At 64.4% G+C, this 21,139-nt stretch carries 13 protein-coding genes; 7 read left to right on the plus strand and 6 right to left on the minus strand.

The window, feature by feature from the left end; genetic code table 11:
* Positions 1–90: 90 nt before the first annotated feature.
* Together KM135_RS15690 and KM135_RS15695 are read left to right on the plus strand one after the other, a co-directional pair.
* A complete protein-coding gene (locus KM135_RS15690; protein ID WP_221714980.1) occupies positions 91–2,049 on the plus strand; it encodes a GAF domain-containing protein in 1,959 nt (652 codons plus the stop codon).
* A gap of 22 nt (positions 2,050–2,071) precedes the next feature.
* Positions 2,072–2,452: a response regulator gene (locus tag KM135_RS15695; RefSeq protein WP_246606211.1), complete on the plus strand. Its 381-nt coding sequence runs from the start codon at positions 2,072–2,074 to the stop codon at positions 2,450–2,452.
* A 67-nt stretch (positions 2,453–2,519) separates the two neighbouring features.
* Here KM135_RS15695 and KM135_RS15700 read toward each other — a convergent pair whose 3' ends face one another.
* The 4 genes from KM135_RS15700 to KM135_RS15715 all read right to left on the minus strand — a co-directional run bounded on the left by KM135_RS15700 (position 2,520) and on the right by KM135_RS15715 (position 6,643).
* Positions 2,520–4,049, minus strand: coding sequence for an FAD-binding protein (locus tag KM135_RS15700; RefSeq protein WP_221714981.1), 1,530 nt, complete (start codon positions 4,047–4,049; stop codon positions 2,520–2,522).
* Positions 4,050–4,067: 18 nt separating this feature from the next.
* Positions 4,068–4,274, minus strand: coding sequence for a Bor family protein (locus KM135_RS15705; protein WP_221714982.1), 207 nt, complete (start codon positions 4,272–4,274; stop codon positions 4,068–4,070).
* Between the two features lie 235 nt (positions 4,275–4,509).
* Complete coding sequence (locus tag KM135_RS15710; protein ID WP_221714983.1) at positions 4,510–5,349, minus strand: ThuA domain-containing protein; 840 nt, start codon at positions 5,347–5,349, stop codon at positions 4,510–4,512.
* A gap of 4 nt (positions 5,350–5,353) precedes the next feature.
* Positions 5,354–6,643: a sugar MFS transporter gene (locus KM135_RS15715; protein WP_221714984.1), complete on the minus strand. Its 1,290-nt coding sequence runs from the start codon at positions 6,641–6,643 to the stop codon at positions 5,354–5,356.
* A 154-nt stretch (positions 6,644–6,797) separates the two neighbouring features.
* Between KM135_RS15715 and KM135_RS15720 the strand changes: the two genes are divergently transcribed.
* The 4 genes from KM135_RS15720 to KM135_RS15735 all read left to right on the plus strand — a co-directional run bounded on the left by KM135_RS15720 (position 6,798) and on the right by KM135_RS15735 (position 13,628).
* Positions 6,798–8,588, plus strand: a complete 1,791-nt coding sequence (locus tag KM135_RS15720; RefSeq protein WP_221714985.1) for an IlvD/Edd family dehydratase — start codon at positions 6,798–6,800, stop codon at positions 8,586–8,588.
* Between the two features lie 31 nt (positions 8,589–8,619).
* The gene (locus KM135_RS15725) at positions 8,620–9,681 is read left to right on the plus strand and encodes a glycoside hydrolase family protein (protein ID WP_221714986.1); all 1,062 of its coding nucleotides are present in this window, start codon (positions 8,620–8,622) and stop codon (positions 9,679–9,681) included.
* 112 nt (positions 9,682–9,793) lie between these two features.
* Positions 9,794–11,389, plus strand: coding sequence for an alpha-L-fucosidase (locus tag KM135_RS15730; RefSeq protein WP_221714987.1), 1,596 nt, complete (start codon positions 9,794–9,796; stop codon positions 11,387–11,389).
* A 25-nt stretch (positions 11,390–11,414) separates the two neighbouring features.
* Positions 11,415–13,628, plus strand: a complete 2,214-nt coding sequence (locus tag KM135_RS15735; protein WP_221714988.1) for a hypothetical protein — start codon at positions 11,415–11,417, stop codon at positions 13,626–13,628.
* A gap of 6 nt (positions 13,629–13,634) precedes the next feature.
* On the opposite strand, the gene KM135_RS15740 is transcribed toward KM135_RS15735, so the two are convergent.
* Positions 13,635–14,831, minus strand: a complete 1,197-nt coding sequence (locus KM135_RS15740; RefSeq protein ID WP_221714989.1) for a GDSL-type esterase/lipase family protein — start codon at positions 14,829–14,831, stop codon at positions 13,635–13,637.
* Entirely contained in the window at positions 14,828–16,906 is a 2,079-nt protein-coding gene (locus KM135_RS15745) for a beta-galactosidase (RefSeq protein WP_246606212.1), read from the minus strand. Before KM135_RS15745 ends, KM135_RS15740 begins: the two co-directional genes overlap by 4 nt.
* Before the next feature lie 135 nt (positions 16,907–17,041).
* Here KM135_RS15745 and KM135_RS15750 point away from each other — a divergent pair, with 135 nt between their 5' ends.
* Positions 17,042–21,091 (plus strand): glycosyl hydrolase, encoded by a 4,050-nt coding sequence (locus KM135_RS15750; RefSeq protein WP_221714991.1) that lies wholly within the window; start codon positions 17,042–17,044, stop codon positions 21,089–21,091.
* Positions 21,092–21,139: the final 48 nt, after the last annotated feature.

Here is a 21,139-nt window from a genome sequence, read left to right on the forward strand (position 1 = left end):
CCGCGATTCCTCTGGCATAGAGTTGGCGCGTCCCGACTGATCGTCTCCAATATTGTTCGGCGAAGCATACGACCGGGTTAGTATTCGCCTATGTCCGAGACTGACATCATTGACCGCGAAATGCGCCGCCTTGCGGCCTTGTCCAGTTATGACGTGCTGGACACGCCCAAAGAACGGTCGTTCGACGAGGTCGCTGCGCTTGCCGCGCAAATCTGCGAGACGCCGTTTGCCGTCGTGAACTTGATTGGCGACGGGCGACAATTCTTCAAGGCCGAGGTTGGCCTCGGCCTCCGTGAAACATCGCTCGAATGGTCGTTCTGCGCCAAGGCGATCCTCGAAGACGATTTTCTCCTGGTGCCGGACGCGGCGAAGGATCCGCGGTTCGATCACAATCCGCTCGTGACAGGTGATCCCGGCATGCGCTTCTATGCAGGCGCGCTGCTCAAGACCCAGGACGGCTTGCCGATCGGCACGTTGTGCGTCCTGGACGTGAAGCCACGCGGCCTGACGCCCTTGCAACAGCAAACGCTCCGCGTCCTTGCCAATCAGGTGATGATGCAACTTGATCTTCGCAGATCGCTGAAGCAGCGCGAAGCGAGCGAGGCTCGCCTCAAAGCTAGCCAGAGAGCCGGGCATATCGGCGCATTCGAAGCCAATCTCGTGACCGGCGTCCTGGCCGTCACGCCGGAATTCTGCACCATCTTCGGCGTTGCCGAGGCAGACACGCATCTGCCGGCAATGATCGAGACCGCCGTCATTCCCGAAGACCGGCACATTGCCTCGAACGAGCAGTCCCGGGCGCGAGGCGAGGCGCTGGTCGATGTCGAGTACCGGATCAGGCGGGTGAGTGATGGCGAGCTTCGCTGGATCGGTCGCCGGGCGCAATTCGTTCATGGTGATTCCGGCACGCCGGTTCGGATGTTCGGAACTGTGCAGGACATCACGGAACGAAAACGCGCTGAGCGACGGGTCTCGGCGTTGCTCGAGCTTGGCGATCGATTGCACGATGCGTCTGATATCGGCGATGTTCTGAATGCTGCAGCGGAAACGCTTGGCCAGGCGCTCGGGGCCGAGCGCGCAGGATACGCCCTGATCGATCATTCCGCCGGGACCTTCGAAGTCGAGCACGTGTGGGCGGCCAATGGCGTCGCCACACTGCGTGGCAAATATGATCTGGCACTGCTTGACGCGACGGTGCGTGCCTTGTCGCAAGGCGAGGTCCTGGCGATCGACGATGTCGGCATCGCGCCGGCCATGGCCAGCGATCGTGACATATATATGCAGATGGGCACGCACGCCCAGATCATGGTACCGCTCATTCGCAAGGGCGAACTCGTCGGTGTCCTGTTCGTGCATTCGTGCGGGCGGCGATCCTGGACCGAAATGGAGCGCAACTTCGCCCGAAATCTCGCGAACCGCACCTTTGCAGCGCTTGCCAAGGTGCGGGCCGAAGCCGAACAGGCTCTCCTCAATCAGGAACTCAGCCATCGCCTCAAGAACACGCTCGCCGTCGTTCAGGCGATCGCCGACCAGACGCTGAGGGATGTGAGCGATCGCGATGCCGTGGAGGCTCTGACCTCGAGAATCATCGCGCTGAGCACGGCGCATGATATCCTGCTGAAGGATGATTGGCTCGCCGCGCGGCTCGATCTGATTGCGCAGGGCGTGCTCGCGCTGCACGCTGGAGAGGGGCAAGCGATGCTAGAGGGACCGCCGGTCGATTTGGGACCCAGGGCGGGACTTTCGATCTCCCTTCTCCTGAACGAGCTCTCGACCAATGCGGCAAAATATGGCGCGCTGTCACAACCGAGCGGCCGGGTGGCCGTCAAGTGGCGAGTAGAGGCAGTCGATGGGCGCTCCACGCTGTACCTGGACTGGATCGAGAGCGATGGTCCACCCGTGATGGAGCCCGCGCGGAGCGGCTTCGGCTCCCGCCTGATACAATTGGGATTGCTCGGCGCGGGTCAGTGTACCGTCAACTATCTGCCGACCGGACTGGTCGCCAGCTTCTCCGCGCCGCTGGCGCGATTGCAGGAGCAGGACAAATGACCGCGAGCGGTTTTGCGAGAGCATGATGACGCAGACAACGCCTGTCGCCCGTCCCGTTGTGCTTGTTGTGGAAGACGAGCCGCTTCTGCGCATGATGGCGGCGGACATCGTCGAGGAGGCGGGCATGCAGCCCGTCGAAGCTGCGGACGCGGACGCCGCGATCGAAATACTCGAAAGGCGCACCGATGTCCGGATCCTCTTCTCCGATATTCGGATGCCTGGATCCATGGACGGCCTCAAACTGGCGGATGCCGTAAGGGCACGCTGGCCGGCGATCAATATCATCCTGACGTCCGGTCACTGCACCAAGGCCGATATCGACTCTCGCCTCGCCGACCTCTTCTTTCCCAAGCCGTATAAATTTGGCCCCCTCGAAGCGGCATTGCAGAGTCTGGCCAACTGACGGCAGCGTTCTGGCGCTGCGTACCAGGCCGCTGGCGTGCGGGCGCCAGCTTCAATTTGCCCGGATGTCAGTCGTTGAGACCGAGACTGTCGAGCAAAGGCGATGAGAAGGCATTGCGCTCGGCGGCATCGGGCAGCAGCAGCTTGCGCGTCGCATTCCAGCGGTCGACACTGCTCCCATAAGCATTGCGCACACGCACCTTCGTGAGGTTGTTAAATTTGCCCCAATGCTGCGTGAACGGCATGCCGGCCGCTTCCAGCCTGTCGGCGGCGATTTTGACCAGCTTCAGCGAGGCCCCGGTCGAGATGCCGTCGATATCGACCACGCATGTCGGATCATAGCGGATGAACGACAGGATGCCGGGCGACTTCTGCGCGTATCGGCAGGTGAAAACCACGGGCGAACTGGGCTGCGTGAGGAATGCGTCGCGCAGGATGTTGAGCACCGTCGTCACCTGCCCGATGGGCACGGCGAAGCCGGTGCTGACGAGGCCCTCCCGTGCCGAGGTGAAGGTATAGACTTCGCCAGGCAGCCGCCATTCGTTCGGTGTGTCGGCGCGCACGCGCAGTTCCGATGCCATCATCAGGCTGACTGCGGTGTCGCGCAAATCGGGAAAGGCGGTGATCGCGTGGGCGATCATGCGCGGCACGTCGGTTCCGGGCTCATAGCCGGTGTGGAGATCATAATCCGGCTGATAATCGGGACGGCAGGCCTCCTTGTAGCGTACCGTCGTGAATGCTTTGTCCATACCGCGCGGATCGAAGATTGCCTGGAAGAAATAGGGCCGGCGCGTCATGTCGGGGATGCCCGATCCCTGGAACATGAGCGTGTTGAGCGCCGTTGCGATCTGACCCATCGGAATGTGCGACAGTGACGAGTTGAGCAGATGGCGTCCGGTCGTGCGCAGCAGCGCGGCGTGAACGAAGCCGAGCGAACCCAGGCTCACGATCGCGGCTTCGAACTTTGCGTCGTCGCGCACGAGCGTCGCGCCGAGCTTGGCGGCGAAGGCCGCTGTCATGACCGGCGCACTTGCGCGTTCGATCCACAGATTCTGCGTTGCCGTGAGAAGCTGGATGCCCGCGACCTGGCTTTCCAGACCGCCGACGTCGATCGCGGAGCCATGTGTCCCGGTTCCGAGCGCGCCGCCCACGGTCTGGCCGTTCGACGCGCCCATCGTGCGCAACGTGCGGCGCTTCTGGGGCGTTTCAAGCGCTTCGTTTATCTTCGAGATCTTTGCGCCGCACTGGGCGAGGATCAGATCGTCGGCGAGCGTGACGCTCGTCGGCTCGACGTCCCCCTCAGCGACGTTGAACCGCCAGCCCAGCCGGTCGGTCTCCACGATCCAGCCATTTTCCGCGACCGGAATGTCTGAGAAGGACCAGCGCGCGCCGCAAGCCCGAACCTGCACGCCCGCCGCCACCGCCGCAGCGGCGATGACCTGCAGCCGTGCCGCGGTGGCGCGCATGCCCGCCATTGTCGGGCTCTGCGGAACTTCATTGTCGATGGTCAGGCGCTTGGTGACGCGCCGGACGATGTTCTCGTGATGATTGACCCAGTCGATATTGTCTTCGACCTGCACGAAGGTGTCGAATGCCATGATGCCAACCCCCTCGTGTCACTGATCGGTGCTGCCGACAGGTGATGGGACATTCGCGCAGACATATTCGATGCGCGTCGGCATGTAGAGGCCGAGTGTCAGCACGCTGGCGAGCGCCTGGCCGAGATTCTGATGCACGCGCACTTCATCGATGAGATTAGTCGGGCATTCGGCCACCGTGCGACGCTGGACCGCACCCCATCCGAACGAATTGCTCCCAACCATCTTGGGTGCGCCAGTGGGATTCGGTCGCGCAACAACCAGCCGGTGCTCGGCGCATCCGGCAAGCAATGACAACGATAGAATGACGAGCAACGGCCGCATGGTCCTTCCTCCGACTCATGAGCCCGTATGTTTTATTGTCAGCCGGGCGATCCGCGCACCTCGACGATATGTTTCTCAAATCGGCTATCTGTTGGCAATACTGGTCAGGTCGAAACGTTGTTTGCCGCCAACGCGATCAGCAGCCGCCGCCCTCTGCACGACTTGCCCAGCGGATTGCGCCCGATATCATCGTCTGGTGGAGCGGCTCGGCATAGGTCTCCGCCTTGTGGCCGAGCGCCGAGAAGAAGATGCGCCCCTTGCCGACGCAGCGCGTCCAGATGAGCGGATGGACGGCGCCCATGCGCGTGCGCTCGGGATAGGGTTCGTAACTGGTCTCGTCGAGCGTCGCGAGAATGCGCGTATCGTTGCCGGTCGGCACCTTGTCGAAGGAATACCATTCCTCGGTGCGCGTCCAGCGCTCGGGCAGATCACGGGTGGCCGGGTTCGTCCGGTCGCGTATGTCGATCGTGCCTTGCTGGAACTGCTTGGGCCGCCCGGTATGGCCGATGAATTGCGCGCCGATCAGGGTCTGCGGATACCAGCTCCAGTCATATTGCGGATCGCCACCTGCGCCGTGGAGCAGCACGACACCGCCGCCTTTCTCGATCCAGCCTTGAAAGGCCGCGCGCTGACGCTCGTCGAAGATGTTACCCGAGGTGCTGTTGAGCACGACTGCCGAGAAGCGCGCGAGATCGCGCGGGTTCATGATGGCGGCATTCTCTGTCTCGAACACGTCCTGGCCCTGCTTGCGGACCAGCTCGACCAGCACTGCCTTCGCGGCATCGATCTGCTCGGGATCGCGAAAGCCATTGGTCTTGGAGAGGATCAGCACGGCGCCGCGCTTCAGCGCCGGAAGCTTGGGTGGGATCGTGTCCATGACCGGTTCCGGCCAATTGCGCGGATTGCGCGCGGAGGGCGGGGGGGCTGGCGTGGCGGTTTCGGCGGCGAGCGCAAGGGCGAGGAGAGCGGAGAGCATCGCGTCAGGCCAGCGCGTTCGTGGGCTTGCTGCCCCATAGCGCGTAGAAGAGCACGTAAAGCTCGCAAACGGCGGTCAGCAGGAACGAGACCTGTAGGCCATATTCGTCGGCAAGCCAGCCCTGCACGACGACCAGCGCGCCGCCAGCAATCGCCATGATCAGCAGGCCCGATCCTTCCTCGGTGAGTGGGCCGAGGCCGCGGATGCCGAGGGTGAAGATTGTCGGGAACATGATCGAGTGGAAGAGACCCACCAGGATCAGCGACCACATGGCGACCGGTCCGGTGGTGAAGACGGTAACCAGCATCACGATGAAGGCACCGATCGAGAAGACGGCGAGCACTTTCTCCGCGGGCACGTGCTGCATGATCGCGGAGCCGACGAAGCGCCCCACCATCATGCCACCCCAGAGCAGGGTGAGGTATCGCCCGGCCGCCTCATGGGTCAGATTGGCGATGTCGGGCTGGCTGACGAAGTTCACGAATAGATTGGCGACGCCGATCTCGGCGATCAGATAGATGAAGATGGCGGGGATGCCGAACACGAGATTGCGATGCCGCCAGAGCGAATGGCGCTTGCGCTCTTCCTTGGCGACGCGGCTGGTCGCCGAGCCCATGGCCGGGAGCAGGAAGCGCGCGATGACGAAAGCGAGCACCACAAGCACGATGGCGACGAGCACATACGGCAGGATCACCGATTGCGCGTCCGCCAGCTTCTCGGCCTGGGTCAGCACCGTGCCTGCCTCGGACGTGCCGCCCTTCGAGCGGCCGAGGATCAGATAAGCGCCGAACAAGGGCGCGAGCATCGTGCCGGCCGAGTTCATCGCTTGCACGAGGTTGAGGCGAGACGAGGACGTCTCGGCCGGGCCGATCACCGCGACGTAGGGATTGGCGGCGACCTGAAGCAGGGTGATGCCGCTGGCGATCACGAACAGCATGGCGAGGGTCACGCCATAGGAGGGGAGGCTCGCCGCGAGCGTCATGCCGAGCGCGCCGGCGGCCATGATGAGGAGGCCGATCACCAGCGACTTCTGATAGCCGACCCGCTCGATCAGCTTGGCCGAAGGGATAGAGGCGAAGAAATAAGCGATGAACCAGACGCTCTCGATCAGCGTGGTCTCGGTGTAATTGAGGTCGAACACGCTGCGCAGGTGCGGCAGCAGCGTGTTGTTGATGACGGTGATGAAGCCCCACATGAAGAAGAGGCTGGCGAGCAGTGTCAGTGCCGAGCGGTAAGGCGTGCCTACGCCCCCGCCTTGCGCCGTCAGCGTCTGGGAACCCGGTGCAACCGCCATCAAATCTCTCCTCGGCGACGGCTTGCTTACCGTCATATAGTATGACTATATTGCCCGTGCGGGCATCGTCAACATCTATGGAGAGGACAGGCATGAGCGCGCGAATAATCGATGTCGCCCGGCCCGCATCATCCTTTCATGAGCAAGAACCGATATGACCGATAGCCCAAAGCTGCGCAGCCGCGCCTGGTTCGACAATCCCGACAATATCGACATGACGGCGCTCTATCTGGAGCGCTATCTGAACTTCGGGCTGAGCCTGGAGGAACTGCGCTCGGGCAAGCCGATCATCGGCATCGCGCAGACGGGGTCGGACCTCTCGCCCTGCAATCGTCACCATCTGGTGCTGGCCGAGCGGGTGCGCGAAGGCATTCGCGAGGCGGGCGGGATCGCGCTCGAGTTTCCCGTCCATCCGATCCAGGAGACGGGCAAGCGGCCGACTGCCGGGCTGGATCGCAACCTCGCCTATCTGAGCCTCGTCGAGACGCTGTACGGCTATCCGCTCGACGGCGTGGTGCTGACCATCGGCTGCGACAAGACGACGCCGGCTTGCCTGATGGCTGCGGCGACGGTGAACATTCCGGCTATCGCGCTCTCGGTCGGTCCGATGCTCAACGGCTGGCACAAGGGCGAGCGGACGGGATCGGGCACGATCGTCTGGAAGGCGCGGCAGATGCTCGCGGCGGGCGAGATCGACGATGCGCAGTTCATCAAGCTCGTGGCCTCGTCGGCGCCCTCGACCGGCTATTGCAACACGATGGGCACGGCGACGACGATGAACTCCCTGACCGAAGCGCTCGGCATGTCGCTGCCCGGCTCGGCCGCCATTCCGGCGCCCTATCGCGACCGGCAGGAAGTCTCCTATCTCACCGGCAAGCGCGTGGTCGAGATGGTCGCGGAGGATCTGAAGCCCTCCGACATCATGACCAAGGACGCGTTCCTGAATGCGATCGCGGTCAATTCGGCGATCGGTGGATCGACCAATGCGCCGATCCATCTCGCCGCCATCGCGCGCCATATCGGTGTCGATCTGCCGCTCAGGACCTGGCAGGATCATGGTCACGCCATTCCGCTGCTCGTGAACCTGCAGCCGGCGGGCGAGTATCTCGGCGAGGATTATTATCGCGCGGGCGGTGTGCCGGCGGTGGTCGCGCAGCTGATCGGGCAGGGGCTGATCGCGGAAGAGGCGATGACAGCGAACGGCAAGACGATCGGCGAGAATTGCCGCGCGGCCGAGATCGAGGATGAGAAGGTCATCCGCCGCTATGCCGATCCGCTGAAGACCGAGGCGGGCTTCATCGTGCTGTCCGGCAATCTGTTCGACAGTGCGGTCATGAAGACCAGCGTGATCTCGGCGGAGTTCCGGGCGCGCTACCTGTCGAACCCCGATGACCTCGATGCCTTCGAGGGGCCGGTGGTCGTGTTCGACGGGCCGGAGGATTATCATCACCGGATCGACGATCCGGCAACCGGCATCACCGCGCAGACGCTGCTGGTGATGCGCGGGGCAGGGCCGATCGGCTATCCCGGCGCCGCCGAGGTCGTGAACATGCGGCCGCCCGCGCATCTGATCCTCGACGGTGTCCATGCGCTGCCATGTCTCGGCGACGGGCGTCAGTCGGGCACGAGCGGCAGTCCTTCGATCCTCAATGCCTCGCCCGAAGCGGCGGCGGGCGGCGCGCTGGCGCTGCTGCGGACTGGCGACCGCGTGCGCATCGATCTCAAGCGTGCGACCGCGGATGTGCTGGTGGATGACGCTGAACTGGACGCGCGGCGCAGGGCGCTCGAGGCGGCGGGCGGCTATGCCTATCCAGCCTCGCAAACGCCGTGGCAGGAATTGCAGCGCTCGGTCGTCGGGCAACTCGGCACCGGGGCAATCCTGGAAGGCGCGGAGGCCTATCAGCGCATCGCCCAGACGCGGGGCTTGCCGCGCGACAATCACTGAGGCGCGGGAAGCAACCGGCTGGAGAAGACCAATGATCCTCGATCGACGCGGACTGCTGGGCGGCGGGGCGGCTGCTCTCGGTGTCATGGCTCTGCCCGGCATCGCGGACGCGACCGATCCGCGCGACCCTATCGCGCCCTATCGCACGCCCTACAAATATCCGCAGCGCATCCTCAGCGGCTCCGGCGTGGCGGGCAGTTTCGACGAGAAAGCTGTCGATTGCCCCTTTGTCTTCTCGGCCAATGGCAAGTTCTACCTGACCTATGTCGGCTTCGACGGGCGCGGCTATCAGACCGGCATCTGCGAGTCCGACGACCTGTTGAACTGGAAGCGGGTCGGCCTCATCATGGCGCGCGATCCCGACGATCCGGTGACGCGGCATAACATCGCCTGCGCGTCGATCCTGCGCGAGAACGAACTCCGGTCGCCCGCCCGGCTGATCAAGGTGGACGGGCGCTATGTGGCGGCCTGGCATGCCTATCCGAGTGCCGGCTATGAGGAGGGGCCGGCCGTGATCGGTCTCGCCTTCAGCGACGACTTTCTGCGCTGGGAACTCGGCCCGGTCATCCTGCGTGCGGAGGATGGCGCGGAATGGGAGCGCGGCGGGCTCTACAAGCCGTATCTGACCAAGATCGGCGACACTTTCCATCTCTACTACAACGCCAAGACGACCGGTCAGCCGTGGAAGGAACAGACCGGCCTTGCCATCTCGAAAGACCTCAAGAGCTGGACGCGGCACCCGGCCAGTCCGCTCTTGCGCCCTGGCCCGGCGGGGGCGCCGGATTTCCGCTTTGCGAGCGATCCGGTGGTGGTGTCGCACGAGGGCAAATGGGGCATGTTCTATTTCGGCCTGGCCAGGGACGGCTATGCGCGCGATCTCCTCGCGATCGGGGACAGCCCCACCAGCTTTCAAAAGGTAGACGAAGTGCTGATCGATGTCGGTGCGCCGGGGACGATCGACGAGAAATATGCCCACAAGCCCGCCATCATCTATCATGACGGCGCACTCTATCATTTCTACTGCGCGGTCAGCGGCAAGTGGCCGAACGACGTGCGCGGGCTGGCGGTGGCGCGGTCGAAGCCCTGGATCTGACAAATTAATCCTATGATACGATAAAATGCTTGATCGTCGCGGAACACGATGATTTACTTTCGAAATCGGATGCAGCCATCGGCCGCAAGCCGGCCTCGGGAGAGATGTTTCAGTGACCTCGATCAAGTTCATCGTTCGCGCATCCGCCGCCTGCGCCGTACTGGCGCTTTGCGCGCCGGTCGCTGCGGAGGTTCCGGACTATCAGGGGAAGATCGACGCCAAGCTGCGCGACGTGAAGGCAGGCGTCGCAAATGGCCCGTTCAAGGCCGACTGGGATGATCTGCGCGCCAAATATCGCACGCCCGACTGGTTCCGCGATGCCAAGTTCGGTATCTTCATCCACTGGGGCGTCTATTCGGTCCCGGCCTTCGCGAACGAATGGTACTCGCGCAACATGTACGTGCCGGGCAACGCTGCCTATGAGCACCACGTCAAGACCTACGGCCAGCAGTCGAAATTCGGTTACAAGGACTTCATTCCGCAATTCAGGGCGGAGAAGTTCGATGCCGCCGAATGGGTCAAGCTGTTCGCCGATGCGGGCGCCAGATATGTCATCCCCGTCGCCGAGCATTGCGACGGCTTCGCCATGTATGCGTCGGATTTCACCGAATGGGACGCGGCCGAAATGGGGCCGAAGCGCGATACAACCGGCGAGATCGCCAGGGCGACGCGCGCGGCCGGCCTGCGTTTTGGCCTCTCGTCCCACCGGGCCGAGCATTGGTGGTGGTATCACAAAGGGCGCAGCTTCCCCTCTGACGTGAGCGATCCGAGATATGCCGGACTCTACGGCCCTGCCATGCCGACGGGCCTGCCCGCGGACAATCCGGATCTCTGGCCGGACGGCGAACAGCTCCAGCATTGGATGCCGCCGGACAAGGCGTTCCTCGACGACTGGATGGCGCGCACGGCCGAGCTGATCGACAAATATCAGCCCGAGCTGATCTACTTCGACTGGTGGACCGCGGCGCCGCTTTACGAGCCGTTGATGCGCGATACGGCCGCCTATTATTACAACCGCACGGCCGCGCGGAAGCAGCAGGGCATCATCGCCTACAAGGGCTCGCAGTTCGCCGAGGGCAGCGCCATGTTCGACATGGAGCGTGGCAAGACCGACGCGCTGAAGCTCACGCCCTGGCAGTCCGATACGTCGATCAGCGTGCATAGCTGGGGCTATGCCCAGAACGACAGTTATCGCACGCCGCAGTCGCTGATCGCGGACCTGATCGATATCGTCAGCAAGAACGGCAATCTGCTGCTCAATGTCGGCCCCAAGGCGGATGGCACGATCCCCGACGAGATCGTGACAGTGCTGCGCGGCATGGGCGGCTGGCTCAAGACAAATGGCGAGGCGATCTACGGCACGCGCCCGTTCCATTATTTCGGCGAGGGCCCGACCAAGTCCGGGCAGGTGCGGGTCGGCGGGCAAGTCGAAGAGTCGGCGAAGAAGGGCTTCGTGCCGGCCGACATCCGCTTCACCACTAAGGGCGATGTCGTTTACGCGATGGGCCTCGCGCGTCCGGCGGACGGGGCTGTGTTCGTCAAGACGCTGTACAAGGGCACGCCCTATCTCGCGGCGCCGATCAAGAGCATCGAGCTGCTCGAGGGTGGCACGATCAGCTGGGAGCAGACGCCGCAGGGCCTGCGCATCACGCTGCCTACCGCCGGCTCGAACGATTATCCTTATGCGCTGAAAATTCGGGTGCGTTGATGCCCGGTCGATCTGGGAGGGTTGCATGAAGCTCCGTCTTTTGAGTACCCTCGCGGCGATGGTGTCCCTGCCCGCGATGGCGCAGGATATCGCGATGCAGCCCTTTCCGGTCGACCACGAGGCGCGGGTCGATTCCGAGGCCGATGCGCGCTTCCTCCTCGACGGACCGGCAGGTAAATATGGCTTCATCCAGGCGCGCGACGGTCATCTCTATCGGCCGGATGGCCAGCGTTTCCGCTGCTGGGGTGTCAACCTCACCGGCTGGACGGTCGGCGGCGAGCAGATACCCTCGCACAAGGATGCAGAGACCTACGCAGCCGCGCTCGCGCGGCTCGGCGTCAATTGCGTGCGCATGCACTTCATCGATCGACCCGACACCCCAACGGAAGTGCGCAACGGGGGCGCGGATCGTGGACCGAATGCCGGGCCGTTCACCAATCCCCCGCGCGGCCTGATCCGCGGCGATGTCGACAATAGTCGCGAGTTCAACACCGAGCGGCTGGACCGGCTCGACTATTGGTTCAACGAGCTGAAGAAACGCGGCATCTACGTCAATTTCAACCTGAATGTCGGGCGCGTCTTCAGGCCCGGCGATGGCGTGCCGGACGCCGATCTGATCGGCAATGCCAAGGCCTATACCTATTTCGGGCCGGAGCTTGTCGCGCTGCAGAAGGAGTATGCCAAACAGCTGATCGGCCATCTCAACCCCTACACGAACCTGCGTTACGCAGACGATCCGGCGGTGATGACCGTCGAGGTGGTGAACGAGAATTCGATCCTGGAATTCTGGATGCGCAACTGGCTGCGCGGCGAGCGCGTGCCGGGCGGCAAGAATACCCAGCTCGACATGACGCCGCATTATCAGTCGCTTCTGACCGGTCTCTACAATGACTGGCTGGCGAAGAACCGCAAACCGGCCGAGGTCGCGCAACTGCGGACGATGGCGGGCGTGGCGGCCGACCAGAAGGTGCCCTTCATGCGCCGTGGCAATCACCCTGATGCACCGCGCCTGCGCCTCGATGCCGAGCTGGCGTTCCTGACGCAGGTGGAAGTCGATTTCCACGCCGACATGAAGCGCTATCTCAAGGACGAGCTGGGCGTGAAGGCGCCGGTCGTCCCGCTCGCCGACCACACCTATTTCATCGCCAACCAGCCGCTGATGCGGACCGCCATCAAGTCCGACATTCTGGATTCCCACGTCTATTGGCAGCATCCCGCTATTTACGGGAAGCGTAACGAGCCGATGGTCAACGCGCCCGATCTCTCGATCATCCAGAAGCTGGCGCGCTCGGCGGCGGTCGGCAAGCCCTACACGGTCAGCGAAGTGAACCACCCCTGGCCCAGCGAATATGGCGCCGAGATGATCCCGATCCTGGCTTCCTATGCTGCGCTGCAGGATTGGGACGGCATCTTCTTCTACACCTTCGAGACGAAGATCAGCGGGCAGTGGAAGCCGGCCGTTGCCGACCATTTCGACATCACGCTCGACCCGGCGAAAATGGCGCAGATGCCGGTCGGCGCGATGATCTTCCTGCGCGGCGACGTGTCGGCGGCGAAGAAGGTGCTCACGCGCTCCTATTCAACCGACCAGATCAGCGAAGCCTCGCGCCTGCCGCGCGCCGAGATGCCCTATTACACGCCGGGTTTCGACAAGACGATCCCGCTGGTCCATGGCTCGCGCGTCTCCTGTCTCGACTGCAAGCCGAGCCTGCCGGCGCCCCTGCCAGCCGCCAATCCGATCGTCTCGGATACCGGCGAGCTCAGCTGGAAGACCGATGAGGGCAAGGATGGCATCGTCAGCGTGAATGCGCCGCGCAGTCAGGCGCTGGTCGGCTTCGTCAGCGCCAATCCCAAAGTGCAGACGCGCAATCTGGCAGCGGGCGACATCCGCAATCGCTTCGCGGCGATCACCCTCTCGTCGCTCGATGGCAAGCCGCTGAACCTGTCGAACAGGATGCTGCTCACCACCACGGGCAAGGTCGAGAATACGGGCCAGAAGTGGGACGAGCGCCGCGCGATGCTGACCGACTGGGGCACCGCGCCGACCCTGATCGAGCCGATCACCGGCTGGATCCAGCTCAAGGATCTGGAAGGCGCAATCGGCGTCTCGGCGCAGGCGCTCGACGGCGCGTCACGGCCGATCGGGCCGGAAATTCGCGGCAAGATGATCGAGCCGGGCTGGGAAATCGCTGTCGGCGCCACTGCGACCACGAGCTATCTGATCCGGGTCGAGCGGTAGGAGCGCTTAGCGACAGCCCTGCGCGAGGATCACGGGCAGGGCCGACTTCGCCATCGATGCATAGCCTGCATCATTGGGATGGAGATGGTCACCGATCTGCTCGGAGAGGCGCATGACATTGGGCTTGCCCGGTTCCTGCATCGCCGCATCGAAGTCGATCAGGCCGTCGAAACGGGCCTTGTTGGCGCGGATCCAGCTGTTGACCGTCTGGCGGCGCTGCTCGCCTTCAGGGCTCGCATAAGCAGCGCCTTCATAGGGAAGCAGCGTGCCGAAGATGACCTTGAGCCCGCGTCCCTTGGCGCGCGTGAGCAATTGCTCATAGGCGGCGATCAGGCTCTCGGCGGGCGGCTGCCAGTCCCTGGCCGGATCGCGCACATTGCCGATGTCGTTGATCCCCTCGAGCACCACCACATGCGTCGCATTGGGGATGCCGAGCACATCCCGGTCGAACCGTGACAAAGCGGCAGGGCCGCGACCCTGGCTGAGCAGGCGATTGCCGCTGATGCCTTCGTTCGCGATTGCCCAGCAGCGTCCTTTGGCTTGCCCCGCGAGCAGGCGGCCAAGCTGATCGGGCCAGCTCATCGCGCGCGAGGCGCCGGCGCCCTCGGTGATGGAATCGCCGAAAGTCACGAGCACGCGCGTCACAGCCGTGCCGCTGACCTCCAGCGCGCTGACCAGCCCCGATGCCCGCGCCCGGCGGGGGTTGGGCAGGTCGATCAGAGCGGTGGCGTCGCCGGTCGCGATATCGACCATCTGCGCATGAGCGGGCGGGGCGACTTCGTCGGGGAAATAGATCGACACGGCGAGGCGCTCGCCGGCCTTCACCGGATAGTCGAGCGCATCGGAGAGGATCGGCGCGCGTCCCGGAATGCGGACCTCCTTTGCGCCACTGAAGGAGAGCGCGCGCAAGCTTCCGGCGACCGGCTTGCCATCCGCGTCGAGTCGCAGGATCGAGACCGCGCCGAGGCGCAGCGGCGTATCTGACAATTCGTTGGTGAGGCGGATGCGCACCGTCCGTCCGCTGATGCCGACATGCAAATCCTGCCGCACCGTCTCGTTCTTGAACGGGCGGCCGAGGGCGTCGCGGATCGCTGGCTCGTAGCCGATGGGCGGGCCGGACCAGCCGGGCACCCAGCGTTCCGGCTCCGCCGCCTGGGCACTGGCGCTCGCCAGCAGCGCTGCGAGTAGGAACGGGCGGATCATTTCGCACCTCCCGGCAAGGTGAACCAGGCGACGCCATGGGCCGCGACCTCTCCGTTCGCCCAGTCGCCACCGGCGGGCTTGGCGCCGGGCGGCAAGGCTAGGGCATGCGCTTCCTTGCCATGGTTGATCGCGATGAGGACGCGCTTTCCGCCGCCGGCGCGCTCCGCGATCTCGAAATCCGGATGCGCGCCGGGGATCAGCGGCGCTATGTTGGCCTGTGCCAGCAGACTCTCGGCGAGCTTGGACATGGTGGCCGCATCCAGCCAGGCGCCGACATAAGTGATGCTGCCGGCGCCTACCTTGCGCGTGACGATGGCCGGCTTGCCATCGAGCCAGCCACCCTTGTCCCCATATCTGGCTATGGTGCGCACGTTGGCGGCCGTGGGCACCAGTTCTTCGGCCCAGATCGAGACCTTGCCGGCAATCTCGCCGGTCACGGAGACGCCTTCGTCCAGCGCATAATATTGCGCGACATTGGCGCCGAGCAGATCGGCGAGCGGCCCCGGCTGTGTCACGGGATAGAGCGCATTGGCATCGTCGCGCATGCCCGAGCGCGGGCCGAGTACGAGATGCCCTCCGCCGCGCACATAGGTTTCGAGCGCAGTTGCTTCCTTCTGCGTCATCACCATCAGGTTCGGCGCGACGACCAGCCTGTATCGGCTGAGATCGGCCTCCGGCGAGACGACATGCACGCCCTGCGACTGCACACGGATCGGCCGGTAGAAATCGATGAAGGCCTTGATCGGATCGAAGTCGCGATGGTGCCGCTGCATGTCGATCGCCCAGCGGCTGTCATAGGAATAGAGCATCGCCACGTCCGCCACGGGTGCGGTGTCCGCGAGCAAAGGCGCGGCTGTTGTCAGATCGGTCGAGACCCGCGCGATTTCGGGCTGGATGGGGTTGGGCTTGCCGTCCTGCCCAAGGATCGCGCCATGATAGGTTTCCTGACCGTTGGCGGCCGGGCGCCATTGCCAATAGAGCACCGCGTCCGCCCCGTGCGCCACGGCCTGCCAGGCCATTTCGCGCACCTGTCCCGGATCGAGCGCCTTGTTGACCGGCACCCAGTCGACGCGCCCGGGCTGCGTTTCCATCAGCCAGAAATTGCGCTGCTTGTAGCCGCGCACCAGATCGTGATTGGCGCCGTTCGCGACCCAGTCCGGCCTGCCATCGGGGATGTAATTGTCCCACGATGCGATATCGAGATCGCGGTGCATGACGAAATGGTCGAAGCCCGCATTCCAGAACATCGTGTTGGTGGTGATGAAGGCCTTGCTGTCGATCAGCGGCCGGATCGCTTTGACCTGAGTCTGCACGAAATCCGTCCAGGTGGCCGTGGTGAAATGCCGGAAATCGAGCAGTAGACCGGGATTTTGCTGCCCGGTCTGCCGCAGCGGCACCTGATCGAAGTCGTTGTAGAACTGGCTCCAGTACTGCGTCGTCCAGCGGCGGTTGAGCTCGTCGATCGTGCCGTAGCGCTGCTTGAGGAAGGCGTGCCACGCGGCGATTGATTCCGGATCCCAGGACGGCGGCCCGACTTCATTGTCGATCTGCCAGCCGACCACGGCGGGATGTTTGCCGTAGCGCTTCGCCATCTCGGCCGCGATGCGCCGCGAGAAGTCGCGATAGCGCTTGCTGGCGAAGGAGAAGTGCCGGCGGCCGCCATGGCCGGCGCGCACGCCGTTTTCGTCGATGCGCAGCGTGTCCGGATATTTCTGTGTCAGCCATGCGGGCGGGGCAGCGGTCGGCGTGCCGATAACGACCATGAAGCCGTGCTTCTGCGCAGCCGCGATGGCGCGGTCCATCCAGGCAAAGTCGAACTTGCCTTCGCTCGGCTCCATCCGGCTCCAGGCGAATTCGCCGATGCGCACCGTGTTGAAGCCGGTCTCGCGCATCATCTTGAGGTCGGTGTCCCAGCGCGCCTCCGGCCATTGCTCGGGATACCAGGCGACGCCGACCGCGATGGCGGGCCGATCGGGGTAGGCGGTCGCGCGCTGCGGGAAGGGCACGGGCTGAGCCTGGGCCGGAAGTGCGGCCAATGCAGCCGCTATCAAGGCCAATCCTGCCCAGCGAGTCATCACTTTCCTCTCCGCTCGTTCGAACGCGCGGGGAGCGCATAACATGATGGTGCTGCCAAATAATAGTTTTATATGATATTTGTGTTCGGGCCTGCTATTCGACGGGCCGGATCGAGACAATCGAGAGGAGAGAGGATGGCGCGTTTCGGATATTTCTTGGCCGGAAGCGCCCTGATCCTTCCTATCTGGAGCGCTGCCGCGCAGCAGGTGGAAACCGGGCCGACCGCGGAGGACTTCCGCAATCCGCCGGCCGACGCGCGCCCGGGCACCTTCTATCACTGGATGAATGGCAATGTGACGGCGGCCGGGCTGGATGCCGATCTGACCTCGATGCGCGACATCGGGTTGGGCGGCATCATGGCCTTCGACGGCAGCAACGACGTGCCCAAGGGGCCGGTCGACTATCTGAGCCCTGACTGGCTCCAACTCATGACGCATATGATGCGCAAGGCCGATGAGCTTGGTCTAAAGGTCGGCATGCACAATGCGCCGGGCTGGTCGTCCTCGGGCGGCCCCTGGATAACGCCGGAGCGCTCGATGCAGCAGCTGAGCTGGACCGAGACGACGGTGGAGGGCGGAAAGCCGCTCAAGCTCAAGCTCGCACAGCCTTATGCCAAGCGCGACTATTATCGCGATGCGGTCGTGCTGGCCTATCCGGCAAGCGCTGGCGACGATGCCGTCTATCGCAATGCCGTTCAGTCGATGCGGGCGGCTGCCGCAGTCGTCCCGGCCTCACTGACCGATCGAGATCTACACAGCAGCGTGGAGATCACACCGACCGCGCCTCTCATCGTGACGATGAAGCAGCCGTTCACGGCCCAATCCGTGACGCTCTACGCTGATGCCGAGGCGGGTGCCTTCACCGCAACGATCGAGGTATCGGACGACGGCAAGAGCTGGACCCGCATCGCTCAGGTGACCGCGCCCGTCCAGCATGAGCGCGGGATCGAGGCGCCGGGCGCGCTCAACTTCGCGCCCGTCACCGCCCGCCATTTCCGTATAACCCCGCGTGCCAAGATGACGCTCGCCGAGGCGCTGTTCCATGCGACACCGCGCATCGACAGCTGGGATGCCAAGGCCGGACATCTCTATCGTCCGCCCGTGGCGGTCGAGAGCCACCCGAGCGATTTGCGCGCCGCCGATGCAATCGATCCCGCCAAGGTGCTCGACATCACGGACCGTCTCGACGCGACCGGCACGCTCGCCTGGACGCCGCCTGCCGGGCGCTGGGCGATCCTGCGGCTGGGGCACACGACCACTGGCCATCTCAACGTCGCCGCATCGGATGCGGGACGCGGGCTTGAGGTCGACAAGCTCAGTGCCGAGGCCGTCGATTTCCAGTTCGAGAACAGCGTGAAGCGCATGGTCGCGGCGGCCGGTCCGATGGTGGGCAAGAGCTTCGACATGCTGATGATCGACAGCTACGAGGCCGGCCTGCAGAACTGGACGCCGAGCCTGCCAGCCGAATTTCGCAAGCGTGTGGGCTATGCGATCACGCCCTATCTCCCGGCTTTGACCGGCCGCATCGTCGGCGATCTCGACGTCTCGAACCGCTTCCTCTTCGATTTCCGCCGCACGCTCGCCGACATGATGGTCGAGAATTACTATGAGCGGATGCAGACGCATGCCCGCGCGGCCGGTCTGCGCTTCCATGTCGAGGCTTATGGTCCCGGCCCGTTCGATTCCCTTCAGGTCTCCGGCCGCGTCGACGTGCCCTCGACCGAATTCTGGACCCGCACGCCCTGGACTGACAACCGCACGGTCAAGATGGTCGCGTCCGCAGCGCATACCTATGGCCGCCCCGTGGTCACGGCGGAGGCCTTCACCGGCGAGGCCGAAACCAGCCGCTGGCAGGACTATCCCTATTCGCTCAAGGCTTTGGGCGACCAGATGTTCGTGCAGGGCGTGAACCAGTTCCTGTTCCATCGCTACGCGCATCAGTCCAATCCGAACGCGGCGCCGGGCATGGTGATGGGGCCATGGGGCGTCAATCTCGATCGCTCGAACACCTGGTTCGCGCAGGCGCGGCCGTGGATCGAGTATCTAGCGCGCAGCCAGTATATGCTCCGTCAGGGCCACTATGTCGCGGATGTGCTGTTCTTCGCGGGCGAAGAGACCCCCAACCAGGCCGAATATGTCCGGCCCGACGTCTCCCCCGATACCAATCCCCGGATCGGGCAATATTTCGATCCGAAGATGCCGCCGGGCTATAATTACGACCTCGTCAATGCCGAGGTGCTGCTGACGCGGGCCAGCGTGAAAGACGGCAAGATCGTTCTGCCTAATGGCGCGCGCTACAGCCTGCTGGTGCTGCCCTCGACGCTTTCCAGCATGACCCCGCAGCTCGCGGCGCGCATCCGCGCGCTGGTCGAGCAGGGCGCGGCCATCCTCGGCCCCAAGCCGGTCCACCCCATGGCCATGGCCGGGAAGGCGGATGGCGATGCGGCCTTCCGCGCTGCAATTGACCATCTGTGGGGCACTGCTGCGCCGGCGAGTGCCCCGCGCAAGGTCGGCGCCGGCATGGTGTTCGCTCAGGGCGGCATTGGCGATGCACTGGCAGCTTTGAACGTCGTGCCCGATGCGCAATGCCGCACGCAGACGCCGGACGGCCAAGTCGTGTGGATGCATCGCGCGCTGGCGAAGGGCGACATGTATTTCGTGGCCAATCGCCAGCGCCGCGCCGAGACGGTCACCTGCACATTCCGGGTCGGCAGCGCGGTGCCATCGCTGTGGAACGCCGAGACCGGAGCGATCACGCGGGCGGCGCTGTTCTCGACGAGCGGCGACACGACCAAATTGACGTTCGACCTGGCGCCCTCCGGCTCGACCTTCGTCATGCTCGACGGCGCGGCGAGCGCGAAGGGCATCGAATGGATCGCGCGGGACGGCAAGCGCGTGGCCGAGCTCGATCCGAAGCCCGCCGCCCGCGCCGCGACGCCGGCCGACAGCTTCACGCTCTCGCTCTGGGCAAAGCCGGACATCGATTTGCGCCTGATGCCGGACGAGATGATTGAGGCACGGATCAACGAGACCGGCAAGAATTATCTGATCAACGCCCGCTCGGGCCGGGACATGCATGGCGAGGGCACGGCGGTCGCGGGCCTTGCGATCGGCCGCAACGGCGCGTTCGTGATCGAGCGTGTCGCGCCGGACAGCGTGCCGGCCGTGCTGGTCAGCCATACACCCGTCGCCGGCTGGACGCATGTCGCTCTGATCTATGATCAGGGCACGCCGAGCCTGTATCTGAACGGCAAGCTAGCAAGAACCGGGCTGAAGAGCGGTCGTCGCGTCTTTGCCGGTGGCAGCGATGCGCCCTCGCCGAGCGGGGTCACCTATTTCTTCGAAGGCAATGCGACGCCGCTGATCACCGTGCCGCGCGCGTTGAAGCCGGAGGAGATCGCGGCGGAAGCCGCCGGAGGCCCACCACCTTCGTCTCTGGCCGCGACGCCCGTCACGCTCGAACGGCGCGACGACGGCAGCCTGCGCGGGCTGGCATGGGAAAGCGGGCGATACACGCTCGACGGCGGCGGCAAGTTCACGGCGAAGGTGCCAGGCCCGATCGCCATCGAGGGCGCGTGGACCGTCCGCTTCCAGGCTGGCCGCGGCGCGCCCGAGATGATCACTTTGCCGCGCCTCGAAACGCTGAGCCGCAATGCCGATGCCGCCGTGCGCCATTTCTCGGGCACAGCCACTTACGAGCGCACGATCGATGTGCCCGCCGCGATGCTCAAAAAGGGACGCCGCGTGTTCCTCGACCTTGGGCGGGTGGAGGTGCTGTCCGGCGTCACCGTGAACGGCAAGCAGCTGGGCGTCGTCTGGAAGGAGCCGTATCGCGTCGATATCACCGATGTCGTGAAGCCGGGCGCGAACAGCCTGTCTCTTGCCGTCACCAATCTCTGGTCCAATCGCATGATCGCCGACGCCGCGTTGCCGGAGGAAGGCAATTTTGTGGATGCCGAGTGGCCGGTCGGCGAGCGGTTCGGTGCCGACGGCAAGAAGACCACGATCATGGCGCGCAAGATCACCGCGCTGCCGGATTGGTACAAGGCCGGCGAAGCCAAGCCCGCTGGCGGCCGCGTGACCTTCAGCCCCTGGACCTTCTACGGCAAGGATGAGCCGCTGCTCGATTCCGGTCTGCTGGGACCGGTGCGGCTGCTGTTCGCGGACGAGGTGACGGTGAAGTGAGCGGAGCGCGGCGAGCATGAACTACACGCATCTCGGCAATACCGGCCT

This window comes from Sphingobium xanthum, from assembly GCF_019737615.1.
GTDB classification, from domain to species: Bacteria; Pseudomonadota; Alphaproteobacteria; order Sphingomonadales; family Sphingomonadaceae; genus Sphingobium; species Sphingobium xanthum.